This is a genomic window from Haloferax gibbonsii (assembly GCF_001190965.1).
Lineage (GTDB): Archaea > Halobacteriota > Halobacteria > Halobacteriales > Haloferacaceae > Haloferax > Haloferax gibbonsii.
Map to the genome: position 1 here is coordinate 422,516 of NZ_CP011947.1, position 21,568 is coordinate 444,083.

The 21,568-nt window shown below is 66.5% G+C and carries 29 protein-coding genes and 4 tRNA genes; 19 read left to right on the forward strand and 14 right to left on the reverse strand.

Annotated features, from left to right (window positions below):
* Positions 1 to 75 precede the first annotated feature (75 nt).
* The 5 genes from ABY42_RS19680 (at position 76) to ABY42_RS02300 (ending at position 2,907) form a co-directional block, all read left to right on the forward strand.
* Positions 76 to 222: a DUF7560 family zinc ribbon protein gene (locus ABY42_RS19680; protein WP_004973360.1), complete on the forward strand. Its 147-nt coding sequence runs from the start codon at positions 76 to 78 to the stop codon at positions 220 to 222.
* Positions 223 to 347: 125 nt separating this feature from the next.
* Positions 348 to 809 carry a pyridoxamine 5'-phosphate oxidase family protein gene (locus ABY42_RS02285; protein WP_004973359.1) on the forward strand — a complete coding sequence of 154 codons (462 nt, stop codon included), beginning with the start codon at positions 348 to 350 and terminating at the stop codon, positions 807 to 809.
* Between the two features lie 53 nt (positions 810 to 862).
* Positions 863 to 1,510 carry a helix-turn-helix domain-containing protein gene (locus ABY42_RS02290; RefSeq protein ID WP_050458606.1) on the forward strand — a complete coding sequence of 216 codons (648 nt, stop codon included), beginning with the start codon at positions 863 to 865 and terminating at the stop codon, positions 1,508 to 1,510.
* Between the two features lie 96 nt (positions 1,511 to 1,606).
* Complete coding sequence (locus ABY42_RS02295; RefSeq protein WP_050458607.1) at positions 1,607 to 1,999, forward strand: winged helix-turn-helix domain-containing protein; 393 nt, start codon at positions 1,607 to 1,609, stop codon at positions 1,997 to 1,999.
* 101 nt (positions 2,000 to 2,100) lie between these two features.
* Complete coding sequence (locus tag ABY42_RS02300) at positions 2,101 to 2,907, forward strand: DUF7537 family lipoprotein (protein WP_050458609.1); 807 nt, start codon at positions 2,101 to 2,103, stop codon at positions 2,905 to 2,907.
* A gap of 160 nt (positions 2,908 to 3,067) precedes the next feature.
* Here the strand turns inward: ABY42_RS02300 and ABY42_RS02305 are convergent.
* The 7 genes from ABY42_RS02305 to ABY42_RS02335 form a co-directional block, all read right to left on the reverse strand.
* Positions 3,068 to 3,141, reverse strand: a tRNA-Phe gene (locus ABY42_RS02305).
* Positions 3,142 to 3,190: 49 nt separating this feature from the next.
* Complete coding sequence (locus tag ABY42_RS02310; protein ID WP_004973353.1) at positions 3,191 to 3,916, reverse strand: DUF2270 domain-containing protein; 726 nt, start codon at positions 3,914 to 3,916, stop codon at positions 3,191 to 3,193.
* A 182-nt stretch (positions 3,917 to 4,098) separates the two neighbouring features.
* Positions 4,099 to 4,293: a cold-shock protein gene (locus ABY42_RS02315; protein ID WP_004057909.1), complete on the reverse strand. Its 195-nt coding sequence runs from the start codon at positions 4,291 to 4,293 to the stop codon at positions 4,099 to 4,101.
* Positions 4,294 to 4,442: 149 nt separating this feature from the next.
* A complete protein-coding gene (locus tag ABY42_RS02320; RefSeq protein WP_004057907.1) occupies positions 4,443 to 4,637 on the reverse strand; it encodes a cold-shock protein in 195 nt (64 codons plus the stop codon).
* 264 nt (positions 4,638 to 4,901) lie between these two features.
* Positions 4,902 to 4,975 (reverse strand) — tRNA-Phe (locus ABY42_RS02325).
* Between the two features lie 61 nt (positions 4,976 to 5,036).
* On the reverse strand, positions 5,037 to 5,705 hold the full coding sequence (locus ABY42_RS02330; RefSeq protein WP_050459878.1) for a hypothetical protein: 669 nt from the start codon (positions 5,703 to 5,705) through the stop codon (positions 5,037 to 5,039).
* Between the two features lie 44 nt (positions 5,706 to 5,749).
* Positions 5,750 to 6,148 (reverse strand): VanZ family protein, encoded by a 399-nt coding sequence (locus tag ABY42_RS02335; RefSeq protein ID WP_004973346.1) that lies wholly within the window; start codon positions 6,146 to 6,148, stop codon positions 5,750 to 5,752.
* Between the two features lie 116 nt (positions 6,149 to 6,264).
* Here ABY42_RS02335 and ABY42_RS02340 point away from each other — a divergent pair, with 116 nt between their 5' ends.
* A complete protein-coding gene (locus ABY42_RS02340) occupies positions 6,265 to 6,462 on the forward strand; it encodes a hypothetical protein (RefSeq protein ID WP_004973344.1) in 198 nt (65 codons plus the stop codon).
* Between the two features lie 197 nt (positions 6,463 to 6,659).
* Here ABY42_RS02340 and ABY42_RS02345 read toward each other — a convergent pair.
* A tRNA-Val gene (locus ABY42_RS02345) sits at positions 6,660 to 6,733 on the reverse strand.
* A 94-nt stretch (positions 6,734 to 6,827) separates the two neighbouring features.
* Here ABY42_RS02345 and ABY42_RS02350 point away from each other — a divergent pair.
* The 5 genes from ABY42_RS02350 to ABY42_RS02370 all read left to right on the forward strand — a co-directional run bounded on the left by ABY42_RS02350 (position 6,828) and on the right by ABY42_RS02370 (position 11,422).
* Positions 6,828 to 7,325, forward strand: coding sequence for a DUF192 domain-containing protein (locus tag ABY42_RS02350; RefSeq protein ID WP_004973342.1), 498 nt, complete (start codon positions 6,828 to 6,830; stop codon positions 7,323 to 7,325).
* A 40-nt stretch (positions 7,326 to 7,365) separates the two neighbouring features.
* On the forward strand, positions 7,366 to 7,635 hold the full coding sequence (locus tag ABY42_RS02355; RefSeq protein WP_004973340.1) for a DUF7538 family protein: 270 nt from the start codon (positions 7,366 to 7,368) through the stop codon (positions 7,633 to 7,635).
* A 128-nt stretch (positions 7,636 to 7,763) separates the two neighbouring features.
* Positions 7,764 to 8,654, forward strand: coding sequence for a NosD domain-containing protein (locus ABY42_RS02360; protein ID WP_050458612.1), 891 nt, complete (start codon positions 7,764 to 7,766; stop codon positions 8,652 to 8,654).
* 125 nt (positions 8,655 to 8,779) lie between these two features.
* Positions 8,780 to 10,657: an ABC transporter ATP-binding protein gene (locus ABY42_RS02365; RefSeq protein ID WP_394324754.1), complete on the forward strand. Its 1,878-nt coding sequence runs from the start codon at positions 8,780 to 8,782 to the stop codon at positions 10,655 to 10,657.
* A gap of 42 nt (positions 10,658 to 10,699) precedes the next feature.
* Positions 10,700 to 11,422: a creatininase family protein gene (locus tag ABY42_RS02370; protein WP_004973334.1), complete on the forward strand. Its 723-nt coding sequence runs from the start codon at positions 10,700 to 10,702 to the stop codon at positions 11,420 to 11,422.
* A 48-nt stretch (positions 11,423 to 11,470) separates the two neighbouring features.
* On the opposite strand, the gene ABY42_RS02375 is transcribed toward ABY42_RS02370, so the two are convergent.
* The 3 genes from ABY42_RS02375 to ABY42_RS02385 form a co-directional block, all read right to left on the reverse strand.
* A complete protein-coding gene (locus ABY42_RS02375; RefSeq protein WP_050458614.1) occupies positions 11,471 to 11,905 on the reverse strand; it encodes a DUF5790 family protein in 435 nt (144 codons plus the stop codon).
* A gap of 88 nt (positions 11,906 to 11,993) precedes the next feature.
* Entirely contained in the window at positions 11,994 to 12,464 is a 471-nt protein-coding gene (locus tag ABY42_RS02380) for an NUDIX domain-containing protein (RefSeq protein ID WP_050458615.1), read from the reverse strand.
* Positions 12,461 to 12,802: a dihydroneopterin aldolase family protein gene (locus ABY42_RS02385; RefSeq protein ID WP_050458617.1), complete on the reverse strand. Its 342-nt coding sequence runs from the start codon at positions 12,800 to 12,802 to the stop codon at positions 12,461 to 12,463. Before ABY42_RS02385 ends, ABY42_RS02380 begins: the two co-directional genes overlap by 4 nt.
* Before the next feature lie 101 nt (positions 12,803 to 12,903).
* On the opposite strand from ABY42_RS02385, the gene azf reads away from it, so the two are divergent.
* A complete protein-coding gene (gene azf / locus ABY42_RS02390; RefSeq protein WP_050458618.1) occupies positions 12,904 to 13,692 on the forward strand; it encodes an NAD-dependent glucose-6-phosphate dehydrogenase in 789 nt (262 codons plus the stop codon).
* Positions 13,693 to 13,830: 138 nt separating this feature from the next.
* Positions 13,831 to 14,040: a hypothetical protein gene (locus tag ABY42_RS02395; protein WP_050458619.1), complete on the forward strand. Its 210-nt coding sequence runs from the start codon at positions 13,831 to 13,833 to the stop codon at positions 14,038 to 14,040.
* Positions 14,041 to 14,083: 43 nt separating this feature from the next.
* On the opposite strand, the gene ABY42_RS02400 is transcribed toward ABY42_RS02395, so the two are convergent.
* Positions 14,084 to 14,695 (reverse strand): DUF309 domain-containing protein, encoded by a 612-nt coding sequence (locus ABY42_RS02400; RefSeq protein WP_050458620.1) that lies wholly within the window; start codon positions 14,693 to 14,695, stop codon positions 14,084 to 14,086.
* A 144-nt stretch (positions 14,696 to 14,839) separates the two neighbouring features.
* On the opposite strand from ABY42_RS02400, the gene ABY42_RS02405 reads away from it, so the two are divergent.
* Together ABY42_RS02405 and ABY42_RS02410 are read left to right on the forward strand one after the other, a co-directional pair.
* Positions 14,840 to 15,061, forward strand: a complete 222-nt coding sequence (locus ABY42_RS02405) for a DUF7564 family protein (protein ID WP_050458621.1) — start codon at positions 14,840 to 14,842, stop codon at positions 15,059 to 15,061.
* Between the two features lie 178 nt (positions 15,062 to 15,239).
* Complete coding sequence (locus ABY42_RS02410; RefSeq protein WP_004973314.1) at positions 15,240 to 15,923, forward strand: rhamnogalacturonan acetylesterase; 684 nt, start codon at positions 15,240 to 15,242, stop codon at positions 15,921 to 15,923.
* A 113-nt stretch (positions 15,924 to 16,036) separates the two neighbouring features.
* Here the strand turns inward: ABY42_RS02410 and ABY42_RS02415 are convergent.
* Positions 16,037 to 16,109, reverse strand: a tRNA-Arg gene (locus tag ABY42_RS02415).
* A 233-nt stretch (positions 16,110 to 16,342) separates the two neighbouring features.
* On the opposite strand from ABY42_RS02415, the gene ABY42_RS02420 reads away from it, so the two are divergent.
* The 4 genes from ABY42_RS02420 to ABY42_RS02435 all read left to right on the forward strand — a co-directional run bounded on the left by ABY42_RS02420 (position 16,343) and on the right by ABY42_RS02435 (position 20,153).
* Positions 16,343 to 16,840, forward strand: a complete 498-nt coding sequence (locus ABY42_RS02420) for a hypothetical protein (protein ID WP_050458622.1) — start codon at positions 16,343 to 16,345, stop codon at positions 16,838 to 16,840.
* Positions 16,841 to 17,027: 187 nt separating this feature from the next.
* The gene (locus ABY42_RS02425; RefSeq protein ID WP_050458624.1) at positions 17,028 to 18,488 is read left to right on the forward strand and encodes a single-stranded DNA binding protein; all 1,461 of its coding nucleotides are present in this window, start codon (positions 17,028 to 17,030) and stop codon (positions 18,486 to 18,488) included.
* 220 nt (positions 18,489 to 18,708) lie between these two features.
* A complete protein-coding gene (locus ABY42_RS02430) occupies positions 18,709 to 19,140 on the forward strand; it encodes a histone (RefSeq protein WP_004973309.1) in 432 nt (143 codons plus the stop codon).
* Positions 19,140 to 20,153 carry a histone deacetylase family protein gene (locus ABY42_RS02435; RefSeq protein ID WP_050458625.1) on the forward strand — a complete coding sequence of 338 codons (1,014 nt, stop codon included), beginning with the start codon at positions 19,140 to 19,142 and terminating at the stop codon, positions 20,151 to 20,153. The genes ABY42_RS02430 and ABY42_RS02435 overlap by 1 nt, the downstream gene beginning before the upstream one ends.
* Here the strand turns inward: ABY42_RS02435 and cca are convergent.
* The gene (gene cca, locus ABY42_RS02440; RefSeq protein ID WP_050458626.1) at positions 20,132 to 21,511 is read right to left on the reverse strand and encodes a CCA tRNA nucleotidyltransferase; all 1,380 of its coding nucleotides are present in this window, start codon (positions 21,509 to 21,511) and stop codon (positions 20,132 to 20,134) included. The two genes, ABY42_RS02435 and cca, sit on opposite strands and share 22 nt — an antisense overlap.
* Positions 21,512 to 21,568 lie beyond the last annotated feature (57 nt).

Here is a 21,568-nt window from a genome sequence, read left to right on the forward strand (position 1 = left end):
GTTCGCTCCACCGCGCCCTCGGCGTTCGAAAAACAGTAGGCTACATATACGTGTGCCACGCGTACTACGAACCACATGAGCGACAGCGCGGACTACACATTCGTCTGCCCGGAGTGTGCGGAGTCCATGCTGGTCAACGACTCCATGCGCGACGCCCTCCTCGAAAACGGCTGTGTCATCTGTAGCGCCGCGCTCACGACCGACGCCTTCTCGACCACCTGATTTTCGACCGCCTGAGCGAGTCGCGCCTGTGACCGACCCCGCCGATATCGCCCGATTGGGGTCTCTCGGACACCGCCGAGAAGTAACAGTAATTACGTCGGCCGCGAGTCTGGTGGTACGAACCGATGTCTCTGGACCAACAGACCGAACTCTCGCCCGACGAGATACGCGAGGTCCTGTCCCGTCACGAGACGGGCGTCCTCTCGCTCGCGAAGGCGGACGAACCATACGCGATTCCAATCTCCTACGGCTACGACGGCGAGAGCGGTCGCTTCTATCTCCGTCTCGTCTCCACGCCCGAAAGCGAAAAGCGGCAGTTCCTCACGTCGTCCCCGCGGGCCCGACTCGTCGTCCACGAGTCGAACGACGGGAGCTACCGGAGCATCATCGCCGAGGGGACGCTCGAACGCGTCGACCCCGACGAGCTGACCGTCGAACGCATCGTTCAGTACGGCAAGGCCAAGCGCCCGCTGTTCGAAATCTGGGGCGAGACGAAGCGCGACCTCGACATCCAGCTGTTCGAACTCGACCCCGAGACGCTCGGCGGCCGGGCCGTCGAACTGGACGCCGCGGAGTCCGACAAGTAATGTCCGCGGTCGTCGCGTCCCGCGGCGAGCACCGGCGCGCCCGCGCGTAACACATGCCCGCCGGTATCCGCGCCACGGTCGAATTCGACTCGCTGTCGGTCTGCCCCGTCGCCTCGGTCGCTCACTCGACGGACTCCGTCGTCGACTCCGTCTCGACCAGCGTCGTCTCCACACCGGGCGACGTCAGCGTCTCCGAGTTCGTCCTCGAGGCCGACGACCCGCCGGAGGCGTCCGCGCTCGACCCCATCTTCTCCTACGGCTCGAAGCACCTCTACCGCTACACCCACGACGGGAGCGCCGGCTGTCCGTGCGAGTGCCTCGGCGAGTTCGGCTGTCCGGTCGACCGCTACTTCGCCCAGCGCGGCAGTCTGACGCTCGTCTTCCACGCCGCCGACTACGAACAGCTGCAGGCCGTCATCGGCGAGCTTCGCGACCGCTTTCCCGGACTCGACATCAAACGCCTCGTGCGCTCGCCCACCGGCGACGCCCCCGGCGACAGCGTCTTCGTCGACCGCGGGAAGCTCACCGCCCGTCAGCTCGAAGTCCTCCAGACGGCCTACGACATGGGCTACTTCGAGCGCCCGCGCGGAGCCAACGCGACCGAGGTCGCGGCCGAACTCGAAATCAACCAGTCGACCTTTTCGGAACACCTCGCGGCCGCCCTGACGAAGCTGCTCGGCGACGTCCTCGAAGAGGGGTAGCGGTCGAGACGGCCGCGCCCGCGTCCGCCCGAGTATATAAACGTCCCACGCTATCGTGGTTATCCGTTGGTCCCCGTCCGTCGAGTCTACAGAAGTATGAGTCAGGCCTCGTTTCCCTTCGCCATCCGCTCCCCGACCGCCTCGTCCGAACCCCGCGTCGTCGACGACCACGCCGCGGTCGACGCGCTCTTTTCGCTTCTCGAAGACGACGACTGCCGATGCATTCTCGACGCGACAGACGGCGTCGCCCGGTCCGCGAGCGAACTCTCGGAGGCGTGCGACCTCCCGCTCTCGACGACGTACCGAAAACTCGACCCGCTCGTGGACGCCGGCCTCCTCTCGAAGCGCCTGCGCGTTTCCCGGTCCGGCAGCCACACCGCCGAGTACGAACGCACCGTCGACGACGTGACCGTCTCCGTCACCCCGTCGGGCGTCGAGGTCCGCGTCTCGCACCGCGACGTGACGAGGTCGGCGTCGGTGACGGTCTGAACGTTCCGCTCACCTCTTCACTCGTGAGTTTCCCCGCCGGCCGCGCCGAACCGACGCGATTTGCGGTGCCTACTTAAGATTCTACTCGTCGTATGGTTGTCGTGTATTCCAACCGTATCCCCGTCCTGATTGTCGCGGTTCTCGTGCTCCTCGCCGGCTGTACCGGCGGCGCGGACGTCGCGCCGGCCGCCCCAACCGACGACATCGACGACCCCGATGGAGGCGGCGACAGCGCGGATTCCGACGCGAGCGGAACCGACGACTTCGAACTGAGCGACCCCGAGCGTCTCCTCCGCGACGCCGGGAGCTTCTCCGTCAGTTGGTCGTACACCGGCGTCGACGCGAACGGCGTCGAGACCGAAGTCACCCGCGAGTTCTACGCCGACCTCGAAGCCGAGCGGTCGTACAGTCGAACGACCTCGGCGACCGACGGCCAACCCGACGCGGGAGGCGTCGAGCAGTACGTCGCCGACGGCGTGACGTACGTCTGGATTGGCGACGGCGACGAGGCCACGTACACCTCTTACGAGGGGTCGATGGAGGTTCTCGCCACCGCCATCGCGCTCTCGCAGGCCCGCGCGTACGGCGCTGACGACGACCTGACGTTCGCCGGCACCGAGACGTTCGACGGCGTGTCCGTCGAGCGCTACGAACTTTCGTCCGCGAGCGAGGCGCTGATTCTCGCCGGGTCGGCCGCGGCGCAGGGCGAGCCCGGGAACCTGGAGGTTACGAACTTCGAGTACGCCGTCCTCGTCGACGAAGACGGCCTCTCGCGTCACGAATCGTGGGCGTTCTCGGGGCGGATGGACGACGGCACCGAGGTCCGCGGGTCGTGGGAGTACTCGCTTACGGGCGTCGGTTCGACGACCGTCGACGAACCCGCGTGGCTCGACGAGGCGCGGGCCTAAGCGGGGTGTCGGTTTCGTTTTTCTCCCGGATTTGAACTCAGTCTGAGAAGGGTCGCCTCCCGGATTTGGACCTCACTCGCAAATCTTCGATTTGCTCGCTGGTTCAAATCAGTCCGGCGTCGTTTCTTCGATTCTTCGCTCCGCTCAGAATCTCAGAATATGCCGCCTCCCGGATTTGAACCGGGGACAGCTCGATCTTCAGTCGAGTGCTCTCCCAGTCTGAGCTAAGGCGGCGCGGTTCGACAGACGCGCAGGAGCGAAAAAACCATTTCGAATTGCGACGCTACGAGTCGCCGTACTCCGACTGCTCCCATCCCGTGACGTCGCTCGGGATGAGTTCGCCGTTGACGTGCCACTCGCGCGGGCGGAACGAGATGCCGAGCAGGGTCGCGTAGAACCCGGCGACGAGGGCGACGACGATGTTTCCGGGGACGCCGCCGACGCCGGCGCTCCCGACGAGCGTCGTCCCGTCCGTGTACGCCGTGAGCTGGATGACCCACGCGACGAGCATCACGATGAACAGCGGCAGGTACACCCGGCGGAGCCGGTGGGCAAGCGCCTCCTCGAAGGGTATCTTCATGTTCGGCGTGCGGTAGTCCTCCCCGAGTTTCTCCCGCCAGTCCTCGTCGAGGACGCCGCCGTCAGGGTCGAGCGCGTACGCCCAGACGTTCTGCTGAATCATCCGGACCCGAGAGCGCCAGATGTCGTACGCGCGGAAGCGCCGCGCCTCGATACAGAGGAAGATGCTCAGCGTCACTACCCCGAGGAGGATGATGTAGTGCGGGTGCGTTTGTGCGGAAAACGACCACGTCAGAATCCCGGCCATCAGCGTAATCGCCCAGTTGCTGGTCCGGTCGAGTCGCTCGCGCCACGACTTCATCCGGTGTATCTCACCCCGGTATAGGTGCGCAAACGACGAGCCAGGACCCATCGTCTCGTCGAAGACGCCCGCGCCGATGTGGGAGTCGTCTATTCCCGCGGGAGGTTCCAGCTCCCCGTCGTCGGACATTGTTGTTCGTTTGATGCACAACTACGAGAGGATAAGAGCCTTCTGGGTTCGACAGGTTCGTGACGCTCGGTCGGGTCTGCGTCTACTCGCGGCGGGGGTCCTACAGCACAGCCTCACGGCTCAGGGGTGCGTAAAAAAACTCTCAGAAATCGATTCGTCTGTTACTGAATTCGGAAACCGAATTACAGGCGCGTGACGTTCGTCGCGCGCGGGCCCTTGGGGGCCTGTTCGATGTCGAACTCCACTTCCTGACCCTCTTCGAGGTCCGGACCGCCAACATCTTCCATGTGGAAGAACACGTCGTCGTCCGCGTCGTCAGTAGAGATGAAACCGTAGCCGCCAGTGTCGTTGAAGAAGTCGACCTTACCTTTCGCCATTGCGACTGTACAACGACCCTGCGGACGGATAACCCTTCCGCATGTCTGTGACTCACTCACCCGGTCGCCGAAACGCCGTCGCTCGCGGTCGTGAAAAACGGAGGAAAGTTCGTCAGTTTGTGAATGTACTGCGGTGAACGGAAGCCTGCTTAGAGGCGGGTGACGTTCGTCGCGCGCGGGCCCTTGGGGGCCTGCTCGATGTCGAATTCGATTTCCTGACCCTCTTCGAGGTCCGGACCGCCAACATCTTCCATGTGGAAGAACACGTCGTCGTCCGCGTCGTCAGTAGAGATGAAACCGTAGCCGCCAGTGTCGTTGAAGAAGTCGACCTTACCTTTCGCCATTGCCTTTGAATCCAGCGACCTCACGCGGATAAGTCTTCTGAAGAACGCCGCAGGTCCCTGTGCTGCTGTGTGTTCGAGTCTACGGGTCTGAGCCGCCGGACTCGGGCGTTGTTCCGATTGGTCGTCGAGGACTCGACTGCCGCCTCCCGGATTTGAACCTCGCTCGCAAATCTTCGATTTGCTCGCTGATTCAGAATCCGGTCGGGTCGCATTTTCACTGCTCACGACTCAGTCGCGACGCTCCCTCGGTAGTTCGCAGGAAAATGCCGCCTCCCGGATTTGAACCGGGGACAGCTCGATCTTCAGTCGAGTGCTCTCCCAGTCTGAGCTAAGGCGGCTCGCACTCTTCCGAAGCCGGACCGCATCAAAAAGACTTTCGAATCGCCCGTCGGCGCTGGGTCAGCGGTGCCGACCGCCCGTCGCGCTCGCCCGCGCCCGCTCCGCCCGCGACCGAATCCCCTTGAGCATCTTTCGTTCCATGGCGAACTGGACCGGCTCGACGACCAAGCGGTTCATCGCGCGCCCGCGGAGCGTCTCCGACCGGCCGCGGTATCTGATGATCAACCGCGTCGCGCCGGGTGCCACCTCGTGCAACGCGAACGTCCACACCGCCGGGCTCTCGCCGGTCTCCCAGCCCGGCGCACTCAACACGAGCGTCCGCTCGGGGTCGACCAAGGCGACGCGGAACGACGGCGCGCCCGAGCCCGGCGGGCCGAGTCGTATCTCGTCGCCCACGTCGAGCCGCTGGTGTTGCGGGAGGATTTGGTCCGCGTCGTGAATCTGCAGGCCGAACAGGTTCTCCAATCGCTCGTAGCTGTAGAAGCCGCCGCGGTCCTGCCCTAACTGGACGAGCCACGGCCAGACAGCCCGCGCGGGGGCCGCAATCGTAATCGCCCGCGTCGAGGTGACGTCCGCGTCGCCGACGAAATCATCGCCGGGGAGCCAGCCCGTCGCCTCGTCGTCGGTGGTCCCCCAGCGCCTGTGCCACGGTCGAACCGCGAGGAGGTACGTCCCGACGACGCCGATTCCCGCGAGACCGAATGCCCGGATGAGTCGTCTCGTGCCCATTGCCTTCACCGTTCGTTCGCCCTTCGTGAGGGGGTGAGATAACCCTACCTCCGGGGTTCCGCGACCCACGCGACCGCGACCCAGAGCGCCCCGCCCACGACCGCACCGAGGAGGTTCGCCCCCGCATCGGCGACGCCGAACGACCGGTACGGCAGCACCGCCTGCACGAGTTCGATACCCGCCCCGAACGCGGCGGCGACGACGACGGCTCCAACGACCTCTTTGCGTCCCCTGGCGCGCACCGCGGACGCGAAGGCGAACCCGAGACCCGCGTACCCGGCCGCGTGGACCCACTTATCGAGGCCGACGAGTCCGAGCGGACCCATCGGTGTGAGGCTCCCCGGCGGCGTCGGAACGATCGACGCCACGAGGACGACGAGCGCGTAGCCGAGCGCGACGGCCGCCCGCCGAGGGGTCTCACGGAGTCGTGCGACTGTGTTCACTACTCGGTGGTGGGTTCGTGTCGGGCTAAAAGGGTTCGCGTCCTCGTGGCTCTGAGCGCGACCACACAGAACTAAATGGTCTGTGGGGCAACACTTCCGAGACGACTGTGTCACAGATGCTCCCCCGCTGGTTCACCTCCAAACCGTTCGCAGTACAGCTCATCATCCTCGCGTTGGTCTTCGACCCGCTCGGGTTCGTCGGCGGCTACCTCCTCGCCCCGTCGCTGGGTGTCGAACCGCTCCTCGGCGGCGCGTACGGTCTCGTCGCCGCCAACGTCCCGATGTCGCTTTTGGTGATGCAACGGAGTGTGTGAGTCGGCTCAGACGACACAGACTCCTCGCTATGCTCACGGCTCTGCCGTTCGCTACGCTCGTCGTGGCGTGTCGTCAGAAGTGGGCTCGGGCGGATTCGAACCACTCCGTCAACCTCGCTACGCTCGGTTGCCGCAAGGTTCTCCCGCCCTCACGGAACAGATTTGTGACTCACCGTTCGGTTCGTCACAAAATTTGATGGGCTCGGGCGGATTCGAACCACCGACCTCAGCCTTGTAAAGGCCGCGTCATAACCAACTAGACCACGAGCCCTGCATCTCAATCGAACCGGTTCGCGCTCATAACGGTTTTCGTTTCGACCGGTCCCCCGGAACCCTTAGACCCGCGGCGACCGTCACGTCCGGCAATGACCTCTCGCGCGCGAACCGCGCTGCTCGTCGTCGCCGTCGTCGTCGCGGTCGCGAGCGTCGCGTACCTCTCCAACCCCGCGGTCGTCCCCGGCTCGACCGACGACTACGAACGGACCACGCTCACCGTCGTTGACGACGAGACCGGCGAGACGCTGGCGACCGTGGACGCCCGCGTCGCCGACACCCGCGCCAAGCGCTTTACCGGCCTGAGCGACACCGAGTCGCTCGCCGAAAACGAAGGGATGTGGTTCGTCCACGACTCGTCTGGCACCTACGCCTACGTGATGCGCGACATGGACTTCCCGCTGGACATCGTCTTCGTCGCCGAAAACGGCACCATCACGCGCATCCACCACGCCGAACTCGACCCCGAGGGAACGAGCGAGTCCGACCTCACCCGCTACCGCGGAACCGGGAAGTACGTTCTCGAACTCCCGTACGGGTACACGAACGAGACCGGCATCGACGCGGGAGACCGTGTCGAAGTCGAGTAGATGCGAAACACCCGAAGGGCCGGCGACCGTTGACCCCACTATGACAGCACACGTCGCGGCGCTCTCGGAACTCGAAGGGTGGCGCGCCGAGGGGTTCGCCGCGCGGGTCCACTACCGCGGGGCGGACGACGCCTACAGCATCGAGTACTACGAACCGTCGGACTGCGTCCTCTACTGGAAGGTGAAAGGCGACGGCGAGGTCGCGGTCCCCGTCAGTCGCGACACGGTCCCAGACCCGTTGCGCGAGCGCGTCCGACAGGACCTCGTCGAGGCGGGTATCGACCCAGAAGTGGAAAAACGAGTCGTCTGAGCGCCGGGTCCGAACCCCACTCGACCCCGCCGGTCGGAATGACAGTACGTCACGAATTCTGATACGTAATTGGTATGCATCTCACAATATCTGTATTTGTGCCGACGTGTTGTAGTTGAGAAAGTGTCATGTCGACTCGACTCACGAGGAGAAGAGCGCTTCGGGGGCTGGGCCTCGCCGCAGTTCCGGCGCTCATGCCGGGCGTACTGCAATCGGGGTCCGACGGAACGGTACTCTCGGGATGCGCGAGCATCACCGAACCGGGGCGGTACGTCCTCGACGGCAACCTCGACTGTCTGGAGGTTCTCGCCGACAACGTTCGCATCGACGGCCGGGGGTACGCCGTCGTCGGCGAGACGACGGTTTCGGGCAGTCGCGTCTCGATAACCGACATCGTGCTGACGAAGGGCGGCCGAATCACCGATTCGAGCCGGGTGTCGATAGCGGACTCGCGCGTCGTCGGCCATCCGGGTGACCAGTATGACCCGCTCTCGCAGTTCGTCCTCGCGGACTCGACGCGGTGTGAGGTGAGGAATACGAGCTTTTTCACCTGGGAGCAAGGTGTCGCTCTCAGACGCACCACTCGGACTCGGTTCGAGTCGTGTACGCTCATCAGTCCCGTCGTGCTCACGCTCGCAGACTCACACCGAAACGAGTTCGTCGACTGCGAGTTCCTCACCGAGGACTTCCCGGTGAGACTCGTCCGAAGCAATCGAAACCTGTTCCGACAGAACCTCGCCGACGGCGGTGGTCCCGGCTTCCAACTCCGCGACAGCCACCGGAACCGCTTCGTCGAGAACGAGGTCGATATTCTCATCGCCGGCTTCGAACTCGCGGGAAGCGACCGAAACGCGATTCACAAGAACGTCGTCACGACGGGACTCTTGGCTCACGGCGTCACGCTGGACGACTCCCACGACAACCGACTCATCCAGAACGACCTCTGTGGCGTCAGCCAACAGCAGGTCGTCGAATCCGGTGGCTCTAGCGGTAATACGGTTCGGAACGCCCGGTGCTAATCTACCGGCGGACCCCTCCCGCACCCGAGTACTTTACTTCGAGCGCCCCCTGAACCGTTGTCGTGCCCCCTGATATCGACGACGACGACCCGTTCGAGGACCAACGAGCGCGGGTCGACAACCCGATGCGGCGGCTGTTCGCCGAGTACGGCCGCGAGAACACCTTCGAGTTCGTCGTGGGCGTCCTCGCGAGCGTCGCCGCCCGCGTGCTCGACCTCATGCCGCCGGTCATCCTCGGCCTCGCCATCGACGCCATCATCCGGCAGGACAAGTCCTTCGCGGCCGGGTTTCCCGTCCTCCCCGAGGCGTGGATAGCGCCGTACGTCCCCGCGACCAGAGACGGTCAGTTCTTCTTTGCCGTCGGCATCATCGTGTTCAGTTTCACCGCCGGCGCGCTGTTCCACTGGCTCCGAAACTGGGGCTGGAACGCCTACGCCCAGCAGATTCAACACGACGTCCGGACCGACACCTACGACCGGATGCAACTGCTCAACATGGACTTCTTCGCCGACAAGCAGACCGGCGAGATGATGTCCATCCTCTCGAACGACGTGAACCGGCTCGAACGGTTCCTCAACGACGGGATGAACTCGTTTTTCCGCCTCTCCGTGATGGTCGTCGCCATCGCGGTGGTCCTCATGTCGTACAACTGGCAACTCGCGCTCGTCGCCCTGTTGCCGGTCCCGCTCATCGCGCTGTTCACGTGGAAGTTCGTCGACATCATCCAGCCGAAGTACGCCGACGTGCGCTCGTCGGTCGGCAAACTCAACTCCCGGTTGGAGAACAACCTCGGTGGCATCCAGGTCATCAAGACGTTCAACGCCGAACCCCACGAGTCCGACCGCGTCGACGGCGTCTCGATGGACTACTTCGACGCCAACTGGGACGCCATCAACACCCGAATCAAGTTCTTCCCCGCGCTCCGAATCCTCGCGGGCATCGGCTTCACCCTCACCTTCGTCGTCGGCGGCCTGTGGGTCATCAACGGGGAGGGCCCCGGTCCCTTCACCGGCGACCTCGCGGTCGGCGAGTTCGTCACCTTCATCCTGCTCACCCAGCAGTTCGTCTGGCCGCTCGCCCAGTTCGGGCAGATTATCAACATGTACCAGCGCGCCCACGCCTCCAGCGCCCGCATCTTCGGCCTGATGGACGAGCCCGCGCGGCTGGCCGAACAGCCCGACGCGCCCGACCTCGCCGTCTCCGAGGGCCGCGTCGAGTACGACGACGTGACCTTCGGCTACGGCGACGGCGAGACCATCGTCGAGGACATCTCCTTCGAGGTCGACGGCGGCGAGACGCTCGCGCTCGTCGGCCCCACGGGCGCGGGGAAATCGACGATTCTCAAGCTCCTGATGCGCATGTACGACCCCGACGAGGGGCACGTCAACATCGACGGCCAAGACGTGCGCGACGTGACCATCTCCAGCCTCCGGGAGTCCATCGCCTACGTCAGCCAGGAGACGTTCCTGTTCTACGGGACCGTCCGCGACAACATCACCTACGGGACGTTCGACGCCGACGACGAGGCGGTCGTCGCGGCCGCGAAAGCCGCCGAGGCTCACGAGTTCATCTCGAACCTCCCCGAGGGCTACGACACCAAGGTCGGCGAGCGCGGCGTGAAGCTCTCGGGCGGCCAGCGCCAGCGCGTCTCCATCGCCCGCGCCATCCTGAAGGACCCGGACATCCTCGTCCTCGACGAGGCGACCTCGGACGTGGACACCGAGACGGAGATGCTCATCCAGCGCTCGCTGGACGAACTCACGGCCGACCGGACGACGTTCAGCATCGCCCACCGCCTGTCGACTATCAAGGACGCGGAGCAAATCGTCGTCCTCGAAGACGGGCGCATCGTCGAGCGCGGGGCGCACGACGACCTCCTGTCCGAGGACGGTCTCTACGCCCATCTGTGGGGGGTTCAAGCCGGCGAAATCGACCAACTCCCCGACGAGTTCGTCGAGCGCGCGGCCCGCCGGCAGGCCGAGGTCGACGCCGGCGACGACTGAGGCTTCGCGTACCACTAAGAGGGGGCAAACACTTCTTTGCGCATGCGACTCTCCGAAGCCACTTGGACCGAGGTCGCTGCCCTCGACGGCGACCTCGCGCTCCTCCCGGTCGGAAGCACGGAACAGCACGGCCCGCACGCGCCGCTCGGAACCGACGCGCTCAACGCCGAATCGGTCGCCGAGGCGGGTGCCGACGCGTTCGACGGCGAGGTCGTCGTCGGCCCGACCATCCCGGTCGGCGTCGCCGAGGAACACCGCGCGTTCGACGGCACGCTCTGGGTCTCGCCGGACACCTTTCGCGCGTACGTCCGCGAGACTATCGAATCGCTCGCCCACCACGGCTTCGACCGCGTCGTCGTCGTCAACGGCCACGGCGGCAACATCGACGCGCTCGCGGAGCTCTGCCGGCGCGTCTCGCGGACGGGCGACGTCTACGCGGTCGCCTTCACGTGGTTCGACGCCGTCGGCGACCACTCCTCGGACATGGGCCACGGCGGTCCGCTAGAAACCGCCTTACTCCGTCACACGCACCCCGAACTGGTCCGCGAGGACCGAATCGACGAGGCCCGCGATGGGGGTGCCGACCGCTGGGGCGAGTGGGTCTCGGGCGTCAACCTCGCCCACGACTCCGACGAGTTCACCGACAACGGCGTCGTCGGCGACCCCGCCGAGGGGGACGCCGACCGCGGCGCGGAGCTGGAATCGCTCGCGGCCGAGGCGCTCGCGTCGCTCCTCGACGCGGTCGAGCGCCGGCAACTCGACTGAACGGCTCGCAAGTCGGCGCGCCGGCTCACCGGCGGGCCGGTCGGCGGGTTACTCCTCTTCCTCTTCTTCTTCGTCGCCGGCCGCTTCCGCCGCCTCCGCGGCGTCGGTGAGCGCGCCGCGGAGCTGGGGCATCGTGTTGGTGAGTTCCCCGACGAGTTCGTGGGCCTCCTCGACCATCTCGATGAGCTCCTGGAGCTCTTCGATGGCTTCTTCGAGGTCCTCGGGGTCGTCGAACGCCTCGGCGCGCTGGCCGATGACGTACCACTTCTTGGCCTGTCGGACGTGTTCGGCCGCGCCCTCGACGTCGAGCGAGGAGCGGAGACCGTTGAGGACGCCGAGGACGTTGTCGGCCTCCGCGTCCCACACGTCGTCCGGGTCGGGCAGCGCCGACCGGGCCTCGTCGAGGTGCTCCTCGACGTCGGCGCGCATCTCCGCCGCCGCCTCTCCGAACAGGTCGTCGTCGCCGAGCGTGCTTTGACTCATGCTCACACGTTCGGCACGCGGGGGTTTAAAAACGACCCCGAAAGTGAAAGTGAAATCGAACGACTCCGCGCTCGTCGCGGGTGGATTCTCAGTCCACGTCGCCGAGGTAGACCGCGTCGCGTCCGTCGCCCATCTCGTCGGGGTCGCCGTCCCGAAGTCGGTCGCCGAGCGGGCCGGGGAAGAATCGGACCTCGCCGAGTTCGTCGAGGGGGAGCCACCGCACGCCCACCTGAACCGAATCGCGCTCTGTCGGGTCGTCCGGATCCTCGCTCACTCGCTCGCACCAGAAGAAGTGGTCCACTTGGTGGCCGTCGTCGCCTCTGTCGTCGTAGTGCGTCGAGGGGACGAAGTCCCTGACGAACGCGAGCGACCCGACGGCGACCTCGTAGCCGGTCTCCTCGTACACTTCCCGGCGGACCGTCTCCGCGAGCGACTCGCCGCGCTGTTGGCCGCCGCCGGGCGCGACGTACCAGTCCTCGCCGTCGGTGCGGTACCGAATCGTGAGGAGTTCGCCGTCGCGGACGACGAGCCCGCGGGCGGCGCTTCGCGGCCGGGTCATTCGACCGACACGAGTTTCATCAGCGGGTAGCCGTCTTCCATCTCCATGCGCGTCCGGACGCGCACGCCCTCGTAGTCGATTTCCATCTCGACTTCCATGAACCGGCCCGTGAGTTCCGTGTAGTCGGCGGTCGACTCGGCGAGTTCGGCTGCCAGCGCGTCGTCGAGGATGTGCACGGAGACGGACTCGCAGTACGGTTGGTTCTCGATGGCCTCGGCCATGGCCCGTTCGAGGCTCCGGGCGCTGTCGGGCGAGACCGGCGTCCCGGCGAACTGGTGGTAGAGCGTTCCGAACTTGATGCCCGCCTCGAAGCAGGCCGTCTGCGGGTCTGTGACCATGCCCGGAACTCCGTCGCCCTCGGGTAAAGTTCGGCGGTTTGAGGGGTCGCGCGAGCGCGAACCGGTCCTTACTTAGCCTCTCTTGTTAGAACTTACACCGAATGGACCAGCCGGTTTTGCTGACGGGGGCTGGCGGGCGCGTCGGCCAGGCGATACTAGGGCACATCGGCGACGCCTACGACTGGCGGCTGCTGGACCGCGAGCCACTCTCCGACGAGAAGATACCCGACTCGGTCGACCCCACGGAGGTGTACGTCGCCGACGTCACCGACGAGACCGCCGTGCGAAACGCCATGGACGGCGTCGAGGCCGTCATCCACCTCGCGGGTGACCCGCGTCCCGAAGCGCCGTGGGACAGCGTCCTGCGGAACAACATCGACGGCACCCAGCAGATGTTCGACGTCGCCGTCGATGCGGGCGTCGAGAAGTTCGCGTTCGCCTCCTCGAACCACGCCGTCGGCGCGTACGAGACGATGGACCGGACCCCGGACATGTACCGTCCGCACCACGAGTTCCGACTCGACGGGACGGAACTCCCGCGCCCGAGTAACCTCTACGGCGTGAGCAAGGCCGCCGGCGAGACGCTCGGCCGGTACTACCACGACCACCACGACATCTCGGTCGTGAACGTCCGCATCGGGAACCTCACCCAGCACCACCCGCCGAAGGAGTACGAGCGCGGCCAGGCGATGTGGCTGTCGTACCGCGACTGCGCGCACCTCTTCGAGTGCTGTATCGAGGCCGACTACGACTACGAAATCGTCTACGGCATCTCCGACAACGACCGCAAGTACTACTCCATCGACCGCGCCCGCGCGGTGCTCGGCTACGACCCCCAGGACAACTCCGCCGAGTTCACCTTCGAAGGCGAACCGCTGGACGAAGCCTGATTGCGGCGTCGGAACCTCGGTTTTTGGGCCTCTTGAACGCCCGTTCTCCAGCTAGGTCGTCGTGTGAAACAGCCGGTCTGGAGGCGTACGAACGGAACGGGAGAGATTTTATAGAAATTCGACACGAACGAGAGCGTAATGTCGTTACTTGGTTCCAATGCGGAGGACTCGGGAGTCTCGCTCCGCACCGCGGTTTTGCTCGCCTGCTCCCTGTTCGTCTTTCACCTCGGGAGAGGATGGGCGCGGGGACTCGTCGAAGGGGACTATCTGATCGGCATCGTCGGCTTGCTCATCGCCCTCGCCCCGGTCGTCTGGCTACTGCTCGTAATTAGGAAGGCGTATCTCTGAAACGATATCGTCACCAACGACGTTCGACAGACCTCTCTTTTTCTCACTCGAACAGGCCGCTCACGTCGTCTTCGCGCCGCCGCCGACGGCGGATGTGCTCACTCAATCGCTGAAACACCAGCCCGCGCTGGGCCTCGTTGCGCACGAAGTCGAACACCATCGCCGTGAACTGCGTCTGCGTCCCGTCGGCGACCTCCTTGCGGGCGTACCCGACCGCGTCGGCGACGATAGCCTCGTCGTAGCCGTCGAGTTCCTCCGCGAGCGTCTCGGCCGCGACGGCGACCGCGTCGAAATCGAGGTCGTCGTAGGTGACGACTCGCCCGGCGAGTCGGAGCGCGAGCGGGTCGTCGGCGACGGCGGGGTCGGCTTCGAGTCGTGCGAGAAACGCCCGAACGCCGGCGAGGTCGACGCCGCGGTAGTCGTCGCCGAGGCCATCGAGGTACTCCCGCGCACTCCGGGCGAGGCCGACCGCGCCCGAGTCGTTGCCGTCGCGGGCGTGGTGGACCGCCGCGGTGAACTGGATGAGGCCGTGGAGGAACCGCTCGTCGTCGCTCCCGCGGTCGAGCGAGAGCCACGTCGCCTCCCACGCGCCGTGGGCCGCCCGGTACGCGCCCGCGTTGTAGATGGCGACGCCTGCGCGAAGCGAATCGTCCATGCGAACCGTTCGCCGTCTACGAGTAAAGATTCCGCGAAAAACGGGGGCACCCGCTGTAGGCCTTGCATACTTATGCCTCTCGGGAACATATGTGGTATGATAGCATATGAATGCCCTCGAAACCCTCGTCCGAGGTGTCGTACGATGACCCAGTCCCCGGTTTGTATCCGCTGCGGTGAGCAGTACCTGTTCACGCGGGCGTACAAAGGCAACTACTGTCGGGACTGCCACGGGTCGTGGGCCGCGAAGCCCCGGTCCGAGGAGGCGCCTCGTCCCCGCCCACAGCGGTCTCGCACGACCGCGTCGGTCCGTCGCCGCGACGACGACGGGTCGCGCGACCTCGAACCGCCCTACGACGAGGCGTAAGCTCGTTTTTTCCGGCCAGACTGCCGAGTGCGCTCGGGAGTCCGCGTTCGGTTTCGTCAACCGCCACGTTCGTACCCGCGACGGGTAGGCACCCGTTAGCGACGGTTAGGGGACGCGTTCGCCCCGCGGATTGACCCGACCGGTGACTCTATACGCCGCCCGGACGAGCGCTATCGAAATGTCGTCCGAGTCGATTACCGTCCATCTCGTCGGGGACTCCACCATGGCCGATAAGGATGCCAACGAGCGTCCCGAAACCGGCTGGGGAATGCCCTTCGCCGACCGCTTCGACGACGCCGTCGCGGTGGCGAATCACGCCCGAAACGGCCGGAGCACCCGCACGTTTCTGGAGGAGGGCCGCTGGCGTCCCGTCGTCCGGCAGTTGACCGAGACCGACTACGTGTTCGTCCAGTTCGGCCACAACGACGAGGTGCCCTCGAAGGAACAGCACACGACCGAGGAGGCGTTCGTCGACAACCTCCGGACGTTCGTCGGCGAGACGCGCGAGCAGGGGGCGACGCCCGTGTTGCTCACCTCCATCGCGCGTCGTCACTTCGACGACGACGGCGTCCCGAAGGACACCCACCGCGAGTACGCCGACCTGACGAGAGCCGTCGCGCGCGACCGCGACGTGCCGTTTATCGACATGGACGAGCGAACGCGTTCGCTCTTGGAAGAACTCGGTCCCGCGGACTCGACGGCGCTCTACAACCATCTGGAGCCGGGCGAACATCCGAACTACCCCGATGGAATCGCCGACGACACGCACTTCAGCGAGCACGGAGCGCGCCGCATGGCCGACCTAGTGCTCGACGGGGTCGAAGAACTGGACCTCGGACTGGCCGCCCACGCCGAGTCCTGACGCGCGCTGAACTCGCTCGCGGCGATATCGCTCGCCGTTCAGATTCCGTACGGAGACTGTAGACCGACCCGGGAGAACAGAAGGCTCTCGGAGAATAGTGTTCTAAAGGAAAGCGTCCTGACGGAGATTTGAACTCCGGTCCCTGGCTCCGCAAGCCAGGAGGATAGTCCACTACCCTATCAGGACTGTCTTGCTGCATTCTTCGGTACTCGACGGTTACTTAAGACGGTTACGATGTGAACTCCCAGTGAACCGCGGGACCACGGCACGAGGCGGGCGTCGAACTCCGGGCACGGAACCCGGTCTCCGGCGTGAACGACGACCGCTTCTCACGCCGTCTCCGGCGCGTTTCCGTCCGCCGCGGCGACCGTGCGTACCGCACGCAAAGGACTTTTTCGCCGGCGAGCCTAGTCTCGTGTGTGAATCGACGCGCGCTCCTCCTCGGAACCCTCGGGCTGTGCACCTCGCTCGCGGGGTGCGCGAGCGGCGGCGACGACGCCGCCGAGCGGTCGACGGCGAGCACCGAGACCGAGGCTGCGTCGACGACGGAGACGCCCCGCCGTCCGCGACTCGTCGGGCGCTCGTTCACGCCCGTCCGCGCCGACGCCTGTCCGGCCGACGGGGCGCTCGCGACCGAGACCGAGACCGGGTTCTCGGTCGTCGGCTGTGTCTCGGGGGCGACCGAGTGCACCATCGCCCGACTCGCGCGGGCCGACTACGACGCCGACGCGGACACGGCCACGCTCGTCGTCGAGGCCGTCGAGCGGACCGACGTGAAGAACTGCGCCGAATCGCCGGTCGCCCGCGGCTACGAGGCGACGCTCCGGTTCGAAAGCGGCCTCCCCGGCCGGGCGGTCGTCGTCCACGACGACGCCGACGGTCGCCGTGAGGTCGCCCGCGTCGACGCGGACGCCTGACGGTCCGAAGGTTCAAATCCGAGGCCGCGGCCACCCCCGCTATGTCGCTCGATTCGCGCGGCCGGTTCGGCGGTCCAATCCGGAGGAAAACAACGCTTAAGCGCGGCCCTTCCCTGTTCGTCCATAGTATGAGTACGACGTTTGGTCTGCCGCGACGCGCGCGCTTCGTTCCGGGAGGTGACGCCTGATGGGCGTCATTCGGGAGGTCTACGACGACCTCGACACCGATGTCGAGTTCGAGAAGTTCGAGGCGGCGGTCAACGATAAGGTCGAACAGATGGGCGGCCTCGCCGACGAGGAGACGGCGGCGATGCTCATCGCCCACGAACTACGCGACGAGGAGGTCAACGGCATCGCCGACATCGAACCGGGCATGGAGGACGTGAAGTTCCTCGCCAAGGTCGTCAGCATCGGCGAGGTCCGGACGTTCGAACGCGACGGCGAGGACGAAGACGGGCGGGTCGTCAACATTGAGGTCGCCGACGAGACCGGTCGCATCCGCGTCTCGCTGTGGGACGAGATGGCCGCCGGCGCGAAGGAGAACCTCGAAGTCGGTACCGTCCTCCGCATCGGCGGTCGCCCGAAAGACGGCTACAACGGCGTCGAGGTCAGCGCGAGCAAGGTCGAAGAGGACCTCGACGCCGAGGTCGACGTGCAGGTGCTCGACACCTACCGCGTCGAAGACCTCGCGCTCGGCCTCTCGGACGTGAACCTCGAAGGCAAGATTCTCGACACCGGAACCGTCCGAACGTTCGACCGCGACGACGGCACCGAGGGTCGCGTCTCGAACCTCTCCGTCGGCGACCCGACCGGTCGCGTCCGCGTCACGCTCTGGGACGAGCGAGCGGACCTCGCCGAGGAGCTCGAAACCGGCCAGTCGGTCGAGGTCGTCGACGGCTACGTCCGCGAGCGCGACGGCTCGCTCGAACTCCACGTCGGCTCCCGCGGCGCGGTCGAAGTCATCGACGAGGACATCGAGTACGTCCCCGAGACGACCGACATCGGCACGCTCGAACTCGGCCAGACGGTCGACATCGCCGGCGGCGTCATCGAGGCGGACGGCAAGCGCACCTTCGACCGCGACGACGGTTCCGAGGGACAGGTCCGCAACATCCGCGTCAAGGACGGCACCGGCGACATCCGGGTCGCCCTCTGGGGCGAGAAGGCCGACGCCGACGTCGACCTCGCGGACTACGTCGTCATCACCGACGTGGAGATAAAAGACGGCTGGCAGGAGGACCTCGAAGCCTCCGCCGGCTGGCGGTCGTCCGTCACCGTGATGGACGAGGCCCCCGAGGGCGCGGCCGGGACCGATGCCGGCGATTCGGGACCGACGCCGCCGAGCGACCAGGGCCTCGGCGCGTTCTCAGGCGGCGGTTCGTCCGAGTCGTCTGGTGACGCGTCCGCCGCGAACGGCGGGTCCTCGTCGGACGCGACCGCGACGGAGTCCGCCGGCGAGTCGGTCGAGTTCACCGGGACGGTCGTGCAGGCCGGGACGCCGGTCATCCTCGACGACGGCACGCAGACCAAGACCGTCGACACCGAAGCCGACCTCGGCCTCGGCGACGAGGTGACGGTCTCCGGCACGGAGACCGACGGCCGCATCAGCGCCGAGACGGTCGAGGTCCACACCGGCGCACAGCGGTAACGACGAGGGCGCGACGAAACGACGGCGCTGCGAAGCGCCGAGGCGACGGCCGGTCGCCCATCGTCCCGCCGTCGGCGGGCCATCGAATCCCACTCATCGTTCGTCCGGTTTTGCGGGTTCTCACAGCGAAATCCCATCGCTCGGGAGCGCTGCGTGCGATAAAATACAGAAGGGGCCGCGACGGAAAGGATTATACGCCGCACGGACCCGATATGTGGGTATGAGTGTCGAGCTACCGTTCGCCCCGGTAGACGCGATTATCCGGCAGAACGCAGGTGAGTTGCGAGTGAGCGCCGGCGCCGCCGAGGCGCTCGCCCGCCGGATTCAGGACCGCGGCGCGGAACTCGCGATAGACGCCGCCGACCGGGCGACGGCGGACGGTCGCAAGACGTTGATGGCCGAGGACTTCGGCGTCCAGCAGGTCGTCGACCGCGACGAACTCCTCCTCCCTATCGCCCCCATCGACCGTATCGCCCGCCTCCGAATCGACGACCGCTACCGCGTCGCGATGGACGCTCGAATCGCCCTGGCCGATATCCTCGAAGACTACGCCGTCAACGTGGCGGGCGCCGCCGTCAAACTCGCCCACCACGCCGACCGGCGGACGGTCCAATCCGAGGACATCGAGACCTACTTCTCCCTCTTCGAATAATGCAATTCGGCTACAGCGAAACGTGTCTCGACCACGACACCGGGCCGCGACACCCCGAGACGGCCGACCGACTCCGAGCGATACGACGCGGGCTGGCGAAGCGCCACGGCGTCGAGTACGTCGACGCGCCCCCCGCCGAGAAATCGACCGTCGCGGCCGTCCACGAAGACGGCTACGTCGACGAGTTCCACGACTTCTGTCGCGACGGCGGCGGTAACTGGGACCCCGACACCGTCGCCGTCGAGGCGTCGTGGGACGCCGCGCTCACCTCCGCCGGCCTCGCCGAGTGGGCCGCCCGGGCCGCCCTCGACGGCGACGACGGCCGCGACACGCCGTTCTCGCTCGGCCGCCCCCCGGGCCACCACGCCGTCGAGGACGACGCCATGGGCTTTTGTTTCTTCAACAACGCCGCCGTCGCCGCGCAGGCGGTCATCGACGACGGCCTCGCCGAGCGCGTCGCCATCTTCGACTGGGACGTCCACCACGGCAACGGCACGCAGGACATCTTCTACGACCGCGGCGACGTGTTCTACACGTCCATCCACGAGGACGGCCTCTACCCCGGCACGGGCGAGGTCGAAGAGACCGGCGAGGGCGACGGCGAGGGGACGACTCTCAACGTGCCGCTCCACGCCGGCGCGGGCGACGCCGACTACGTCTACTCGTTCGACGAGGCGGTCGCCCCCGCCGTCGAGCAGTTCGACCCCGACCTGTTCATCGTGAGCGCCGGCTTCGACGCCCACCGCCACGACCCCATCTCGCGGATGCGCGTCTCGACCGAGGGGTACGCGATGCTCACCGAGTGCGTCCAGGACCTCTGTGAGGCGACCAACGCCGCCATCGCTTTCGTCCTCGAAGGCGGCTACGGCCTCGACACCCTCTCCGAGGGCGTCGCGACCGTCCACGAGACGTTCGACGGCCGCATCGCCATGGACCCCGACGAAGACCCCGACGAGAAGAACGTCGAACTAGTTGACGACGTACGCGCTGCTCACGGTCTCGGCACGAAGTAACGACCCAAGTCGGCGCCGAACGACTCGGCGAGCGCGGCCACGTCGTCGCCGACGAGCACGTCGTAGCCGTCCTCCCTGAGCGTCGATTTCACGTGTTTTCCGAGCGCCACGTCGAACAGCGCGTCGCTTTCGAGGAAGTCGGTCGCCGAGGTGAACTCCCGCTCCCGCTCGACCACGTAGCGGTCGCCGTCGAGGAACGGTCCGTAGTGGTCGTTGCCGTCCTCGTACGCGCCGTAAAACCCCTCGGCGTGGCGTCGGACGTGGACCGGCGGCCCCTCGTGGCGCTCGACCGCGGGACGCTCGGCAACCGAGAGTTCCGCGAAGAGGACGGCCTCTGCTTCGTCGCCGGCGTCGTCGGCGGCGAACGTCGCGCGCCGGAACACGTCGAAGCCGCGCCTGTCGAGGCCGTCGGTGACGCCGGTCAGCGACTTTCTCAGCTGCGGGTAGAGCTGGTCGTCCACGAGGTCCGGGCAGTCGAAGACGACGGCGACGGCCGTGGTCCCGCGGCGGTCGAGGTGGCTCCGAACGCCGTCGGCGTCGAGCGCCGGCGGGCCGGGCCGGAAAAACAGCGATTCGCGCGGCTCAGCGAGCAGGTCGCGGGCGTAGTGCTGGAGTCGGGCGACGTTCTCAGCCGAGCAGACCGCGGCGACGTTCCGCTCGGGGTCGGTCGGGTCGATGACGACGAGCGGGTCCGAGAAACGCCGCGTTCCGTGGTCCTCCGGGTCGAAATCGACCTGCGGGCTCCAGTCGGCGGCCGCCCGAAGCAGCGGCTCGAAGCCGCCGTGTTCGACCACGAGGAGTTCGGCGAGATAGCCGGAGAAGCCCTCGGTGCGGAGGTCGCTCCCGTAGGCTCCGATACCCTTCAGGAACCGCTTGAAGACGCGCACGTCGGCCGCGAGGTCGTCGTCGAGGCGCTCGGTCAGGTAGGCGTTGTGAAAGGGCGTCCGGTCGACCGCCGAGCGGATGTCGGAGGCGGTTGGCACGTCGTAACAGGGGACGAGGTCCACGTCGAAGCCGTCGTAGTCGCCTTTCACGTAGGGATGTTCGGCGTACTCCTCGTGGCCGTCGGGGAGGACCGCGTGGCCGACTTCGAGGCCGTACGTTTCGAGCTCCTCGCGGTCGAGGTCGGCCGGGAAGCGCACGAACAGGTCGATGTCGCGGTCGCCCGAGAGCCACGTGCCGCGGGCGGTGCTGCCGACTTGGAGCGCGTCGGCGTCCACCGGCAGGTCCGCGAGGGCGTCGCGGACGCGGGATTCGAGGGCCGACGCGGCCTCCGCGAGCGCCCGACGCTCCGCCTCGTCGGGGTCGATGCGCTCGCGGACCGCGGCGACGACCGCGTCGAGGTCCGAGTTCGTCATGCCCGCTGGTTTCCCGCGGGCGGGCGAAAGCGTGACGGTGCTCCCCCGACCGCGTCA

Bases quoted from the DNA above. Each gene is read 5' to 3' on its own strand.
- ABY42_RS19680 (WP_004973360.1), top strand. From the start codon at position 76: ATGAGCGACAGCGCGGACTACACATTCGTCTGCCCGGAGTGTGCGGAG.
- ABY42_RS02285 (WP_004973359.1), top strand. From the start codon at position 348: ATGTCTCTGGACCAACAGACCGAACTCTCGCCCGACGAGATACGCGAG.
- ABY42_RS02290 (WP_050458606.1), top strand. From the start codon at position 863: ATGCCCGCCGGTATCCGCGCCACGGTCGAATTCGACTCGCTGTCGGTC.
- ABY42_RS02295 (WP_050458607.1), top strand. From the start codon at position 1,607: ATGAGTCAGGCCTCGTTTCCCTTCGCCATCCGCTCCCCGACCGCCTCG.
- ABY42_RS02310 (WP_004973353.1), bottom strand. From the start codon at position 3,916: ATGTCCGACGACGGGGAGCTGGAACCTCCCGCGGGAATAGACGACTCC.
- ABY42_RS02315 (WP_004057909.1), bottom strand. From the start codon at position 4,293: ATGGCGAAAGGTAAGGTCGACTTCTTCAACGACACTGGCGGCTACGGT.
- ABY42_RS02320 (WP_004057907.1), bottom strand. From the start codon at position 4,637: ATGGCGAAAGGTAAGGTCGACTTCTTCAACGACACTGGCGGCTACGGT.
- ABY42_RS02330 (WP_050459878.1), bottom strand. From the start codon at position 5,705: ATGGGCACGAGACGACTCATCCGGGCATTCGGTCTCGCGGGAATCGGC.
- ABY42_RS02340 (WP_004973344.1), top strand. From the start codon at position 6,265: ATGCTCCCCCGCTGGTTCACCTCCAAACCGTTCGCAGTACAGCTCATC.
- ABY42_RS02350 (WP_004973342.1), top strand. From the start codon at position 6,828: ATGACCTCTCGCGCGCGAACCGCGCTGCTCGTCGTCGCCGTCGTCGTC.
- ABY42_RS02355 (WP_004973340.1), top strand. From the start codon at position 7,366: ATGACAGCACACGTCGCGGCGCTCTCGGAACTCGAAGGGTGGCGCGCC.
- ABY42_RS02360 (WP_050458612.1), top strand. From the start codon at position 7,764: ATGTCGACTCGACTCACGAGGAGAAGAGCGCTTCGGGGGCTGGGCCTC.
- ABY42_RS02365 (WP_394324754.1), top strand. From the start codon at position 8,780: ATGCGGCGGCTGTTCGCCGAGTACGGCCGCGAGAACACCTTCGAGTTC.
- ABY42_RS02370 (WP_004973334.1), top strand. From the start codon at position 10,700: ATGCGACTCTCCGAAGCCACTTGGACCGAGGTCGCTGCCCTCGACGGC.
- ABY42_RS02375 (WP_050458614.1), bottom strand. From the start codon at position 11,905: ATGAGTCAAAGCACGCTCGGCGACGACGACCTGTTCGGAGAGGCGGCG.
- ABY42_RS02380 (WP_050458615.1), bottom strand. From the start codon at position 12,464: ATGACCCGGCCGCGAAGCGCCGCCCGCGGGCTCGTCGTCCGCGACGGC.
- ABY42_RS02385 (WP_050458617.1), bottom strand. From the start codon at position 12,802: ATGGTCACAGACCCGCAGACGGCCTGCTTCGAGGCGGGCATCAAGTTC.
- azf (WP_050458618.1), top strand. From the start codon at position 12,904: ATGGACCAGCCGGTTTTGCTGACGGGGGCTGGCGGGCGCGTCGGCCAG.
- ABY42_RS02395 (WP_050458619.1), top strand. From the start codon at position 13,831: ATGTCGTTACTTGGTTCCAATGCGGAGGACTCGGGAGTCTCGCTCCGC.
- ABY42_RS02400 (WP_050458620.1), bottom strand. From the start codon at position 14,695: ATGGACGATTCGCTTCGCGCAGGCGTCGCCATCTACAACGCGGGCGCG.
- ABY42_RS02405 (WP_050458621.1), top strand. From the start codon at position 14,840: ATGACCCAGTCCCCGGTTTGTATCCGCTGCGGTGAGCAGTACCTGTTC.
- ABY42_RS02410 (WP_004973314.1), top strand. From the start codon at position 15,240: ATGTCGTCCGAGTCGATTACCGTCCATCTCGTCGGGGACTCCACCATG.
- ABY42_RS02425 (WP_050458624.1), top strand. From the start codon at position 17,028: ATGGGCGTCATTCGGGAGGTCTACGACGACCTCGACACCGATGTCGAG.
- ABY42_RS02430 (WP_004973309.1), top strand. From the start codon at position 18,709: ATGAGTGTCGAGCTACCGTTCGCCCCGGTAGACGCGATTATCCGGCAG.
- ABY42_RS02435 (WP_050458625.1), top strand. From the start codon at position 19,140: ATGCAATTCGGCTACAGCGAAACGTGTCTCGACCACGACACCGGGCCG.
- cca (WP_050458626.1), bottom strand. From the start codon at position 21,511: ATGACGAACTCGGACCTCGACGCGGTCGTCGCCGCGGTCCGCGAGCGC.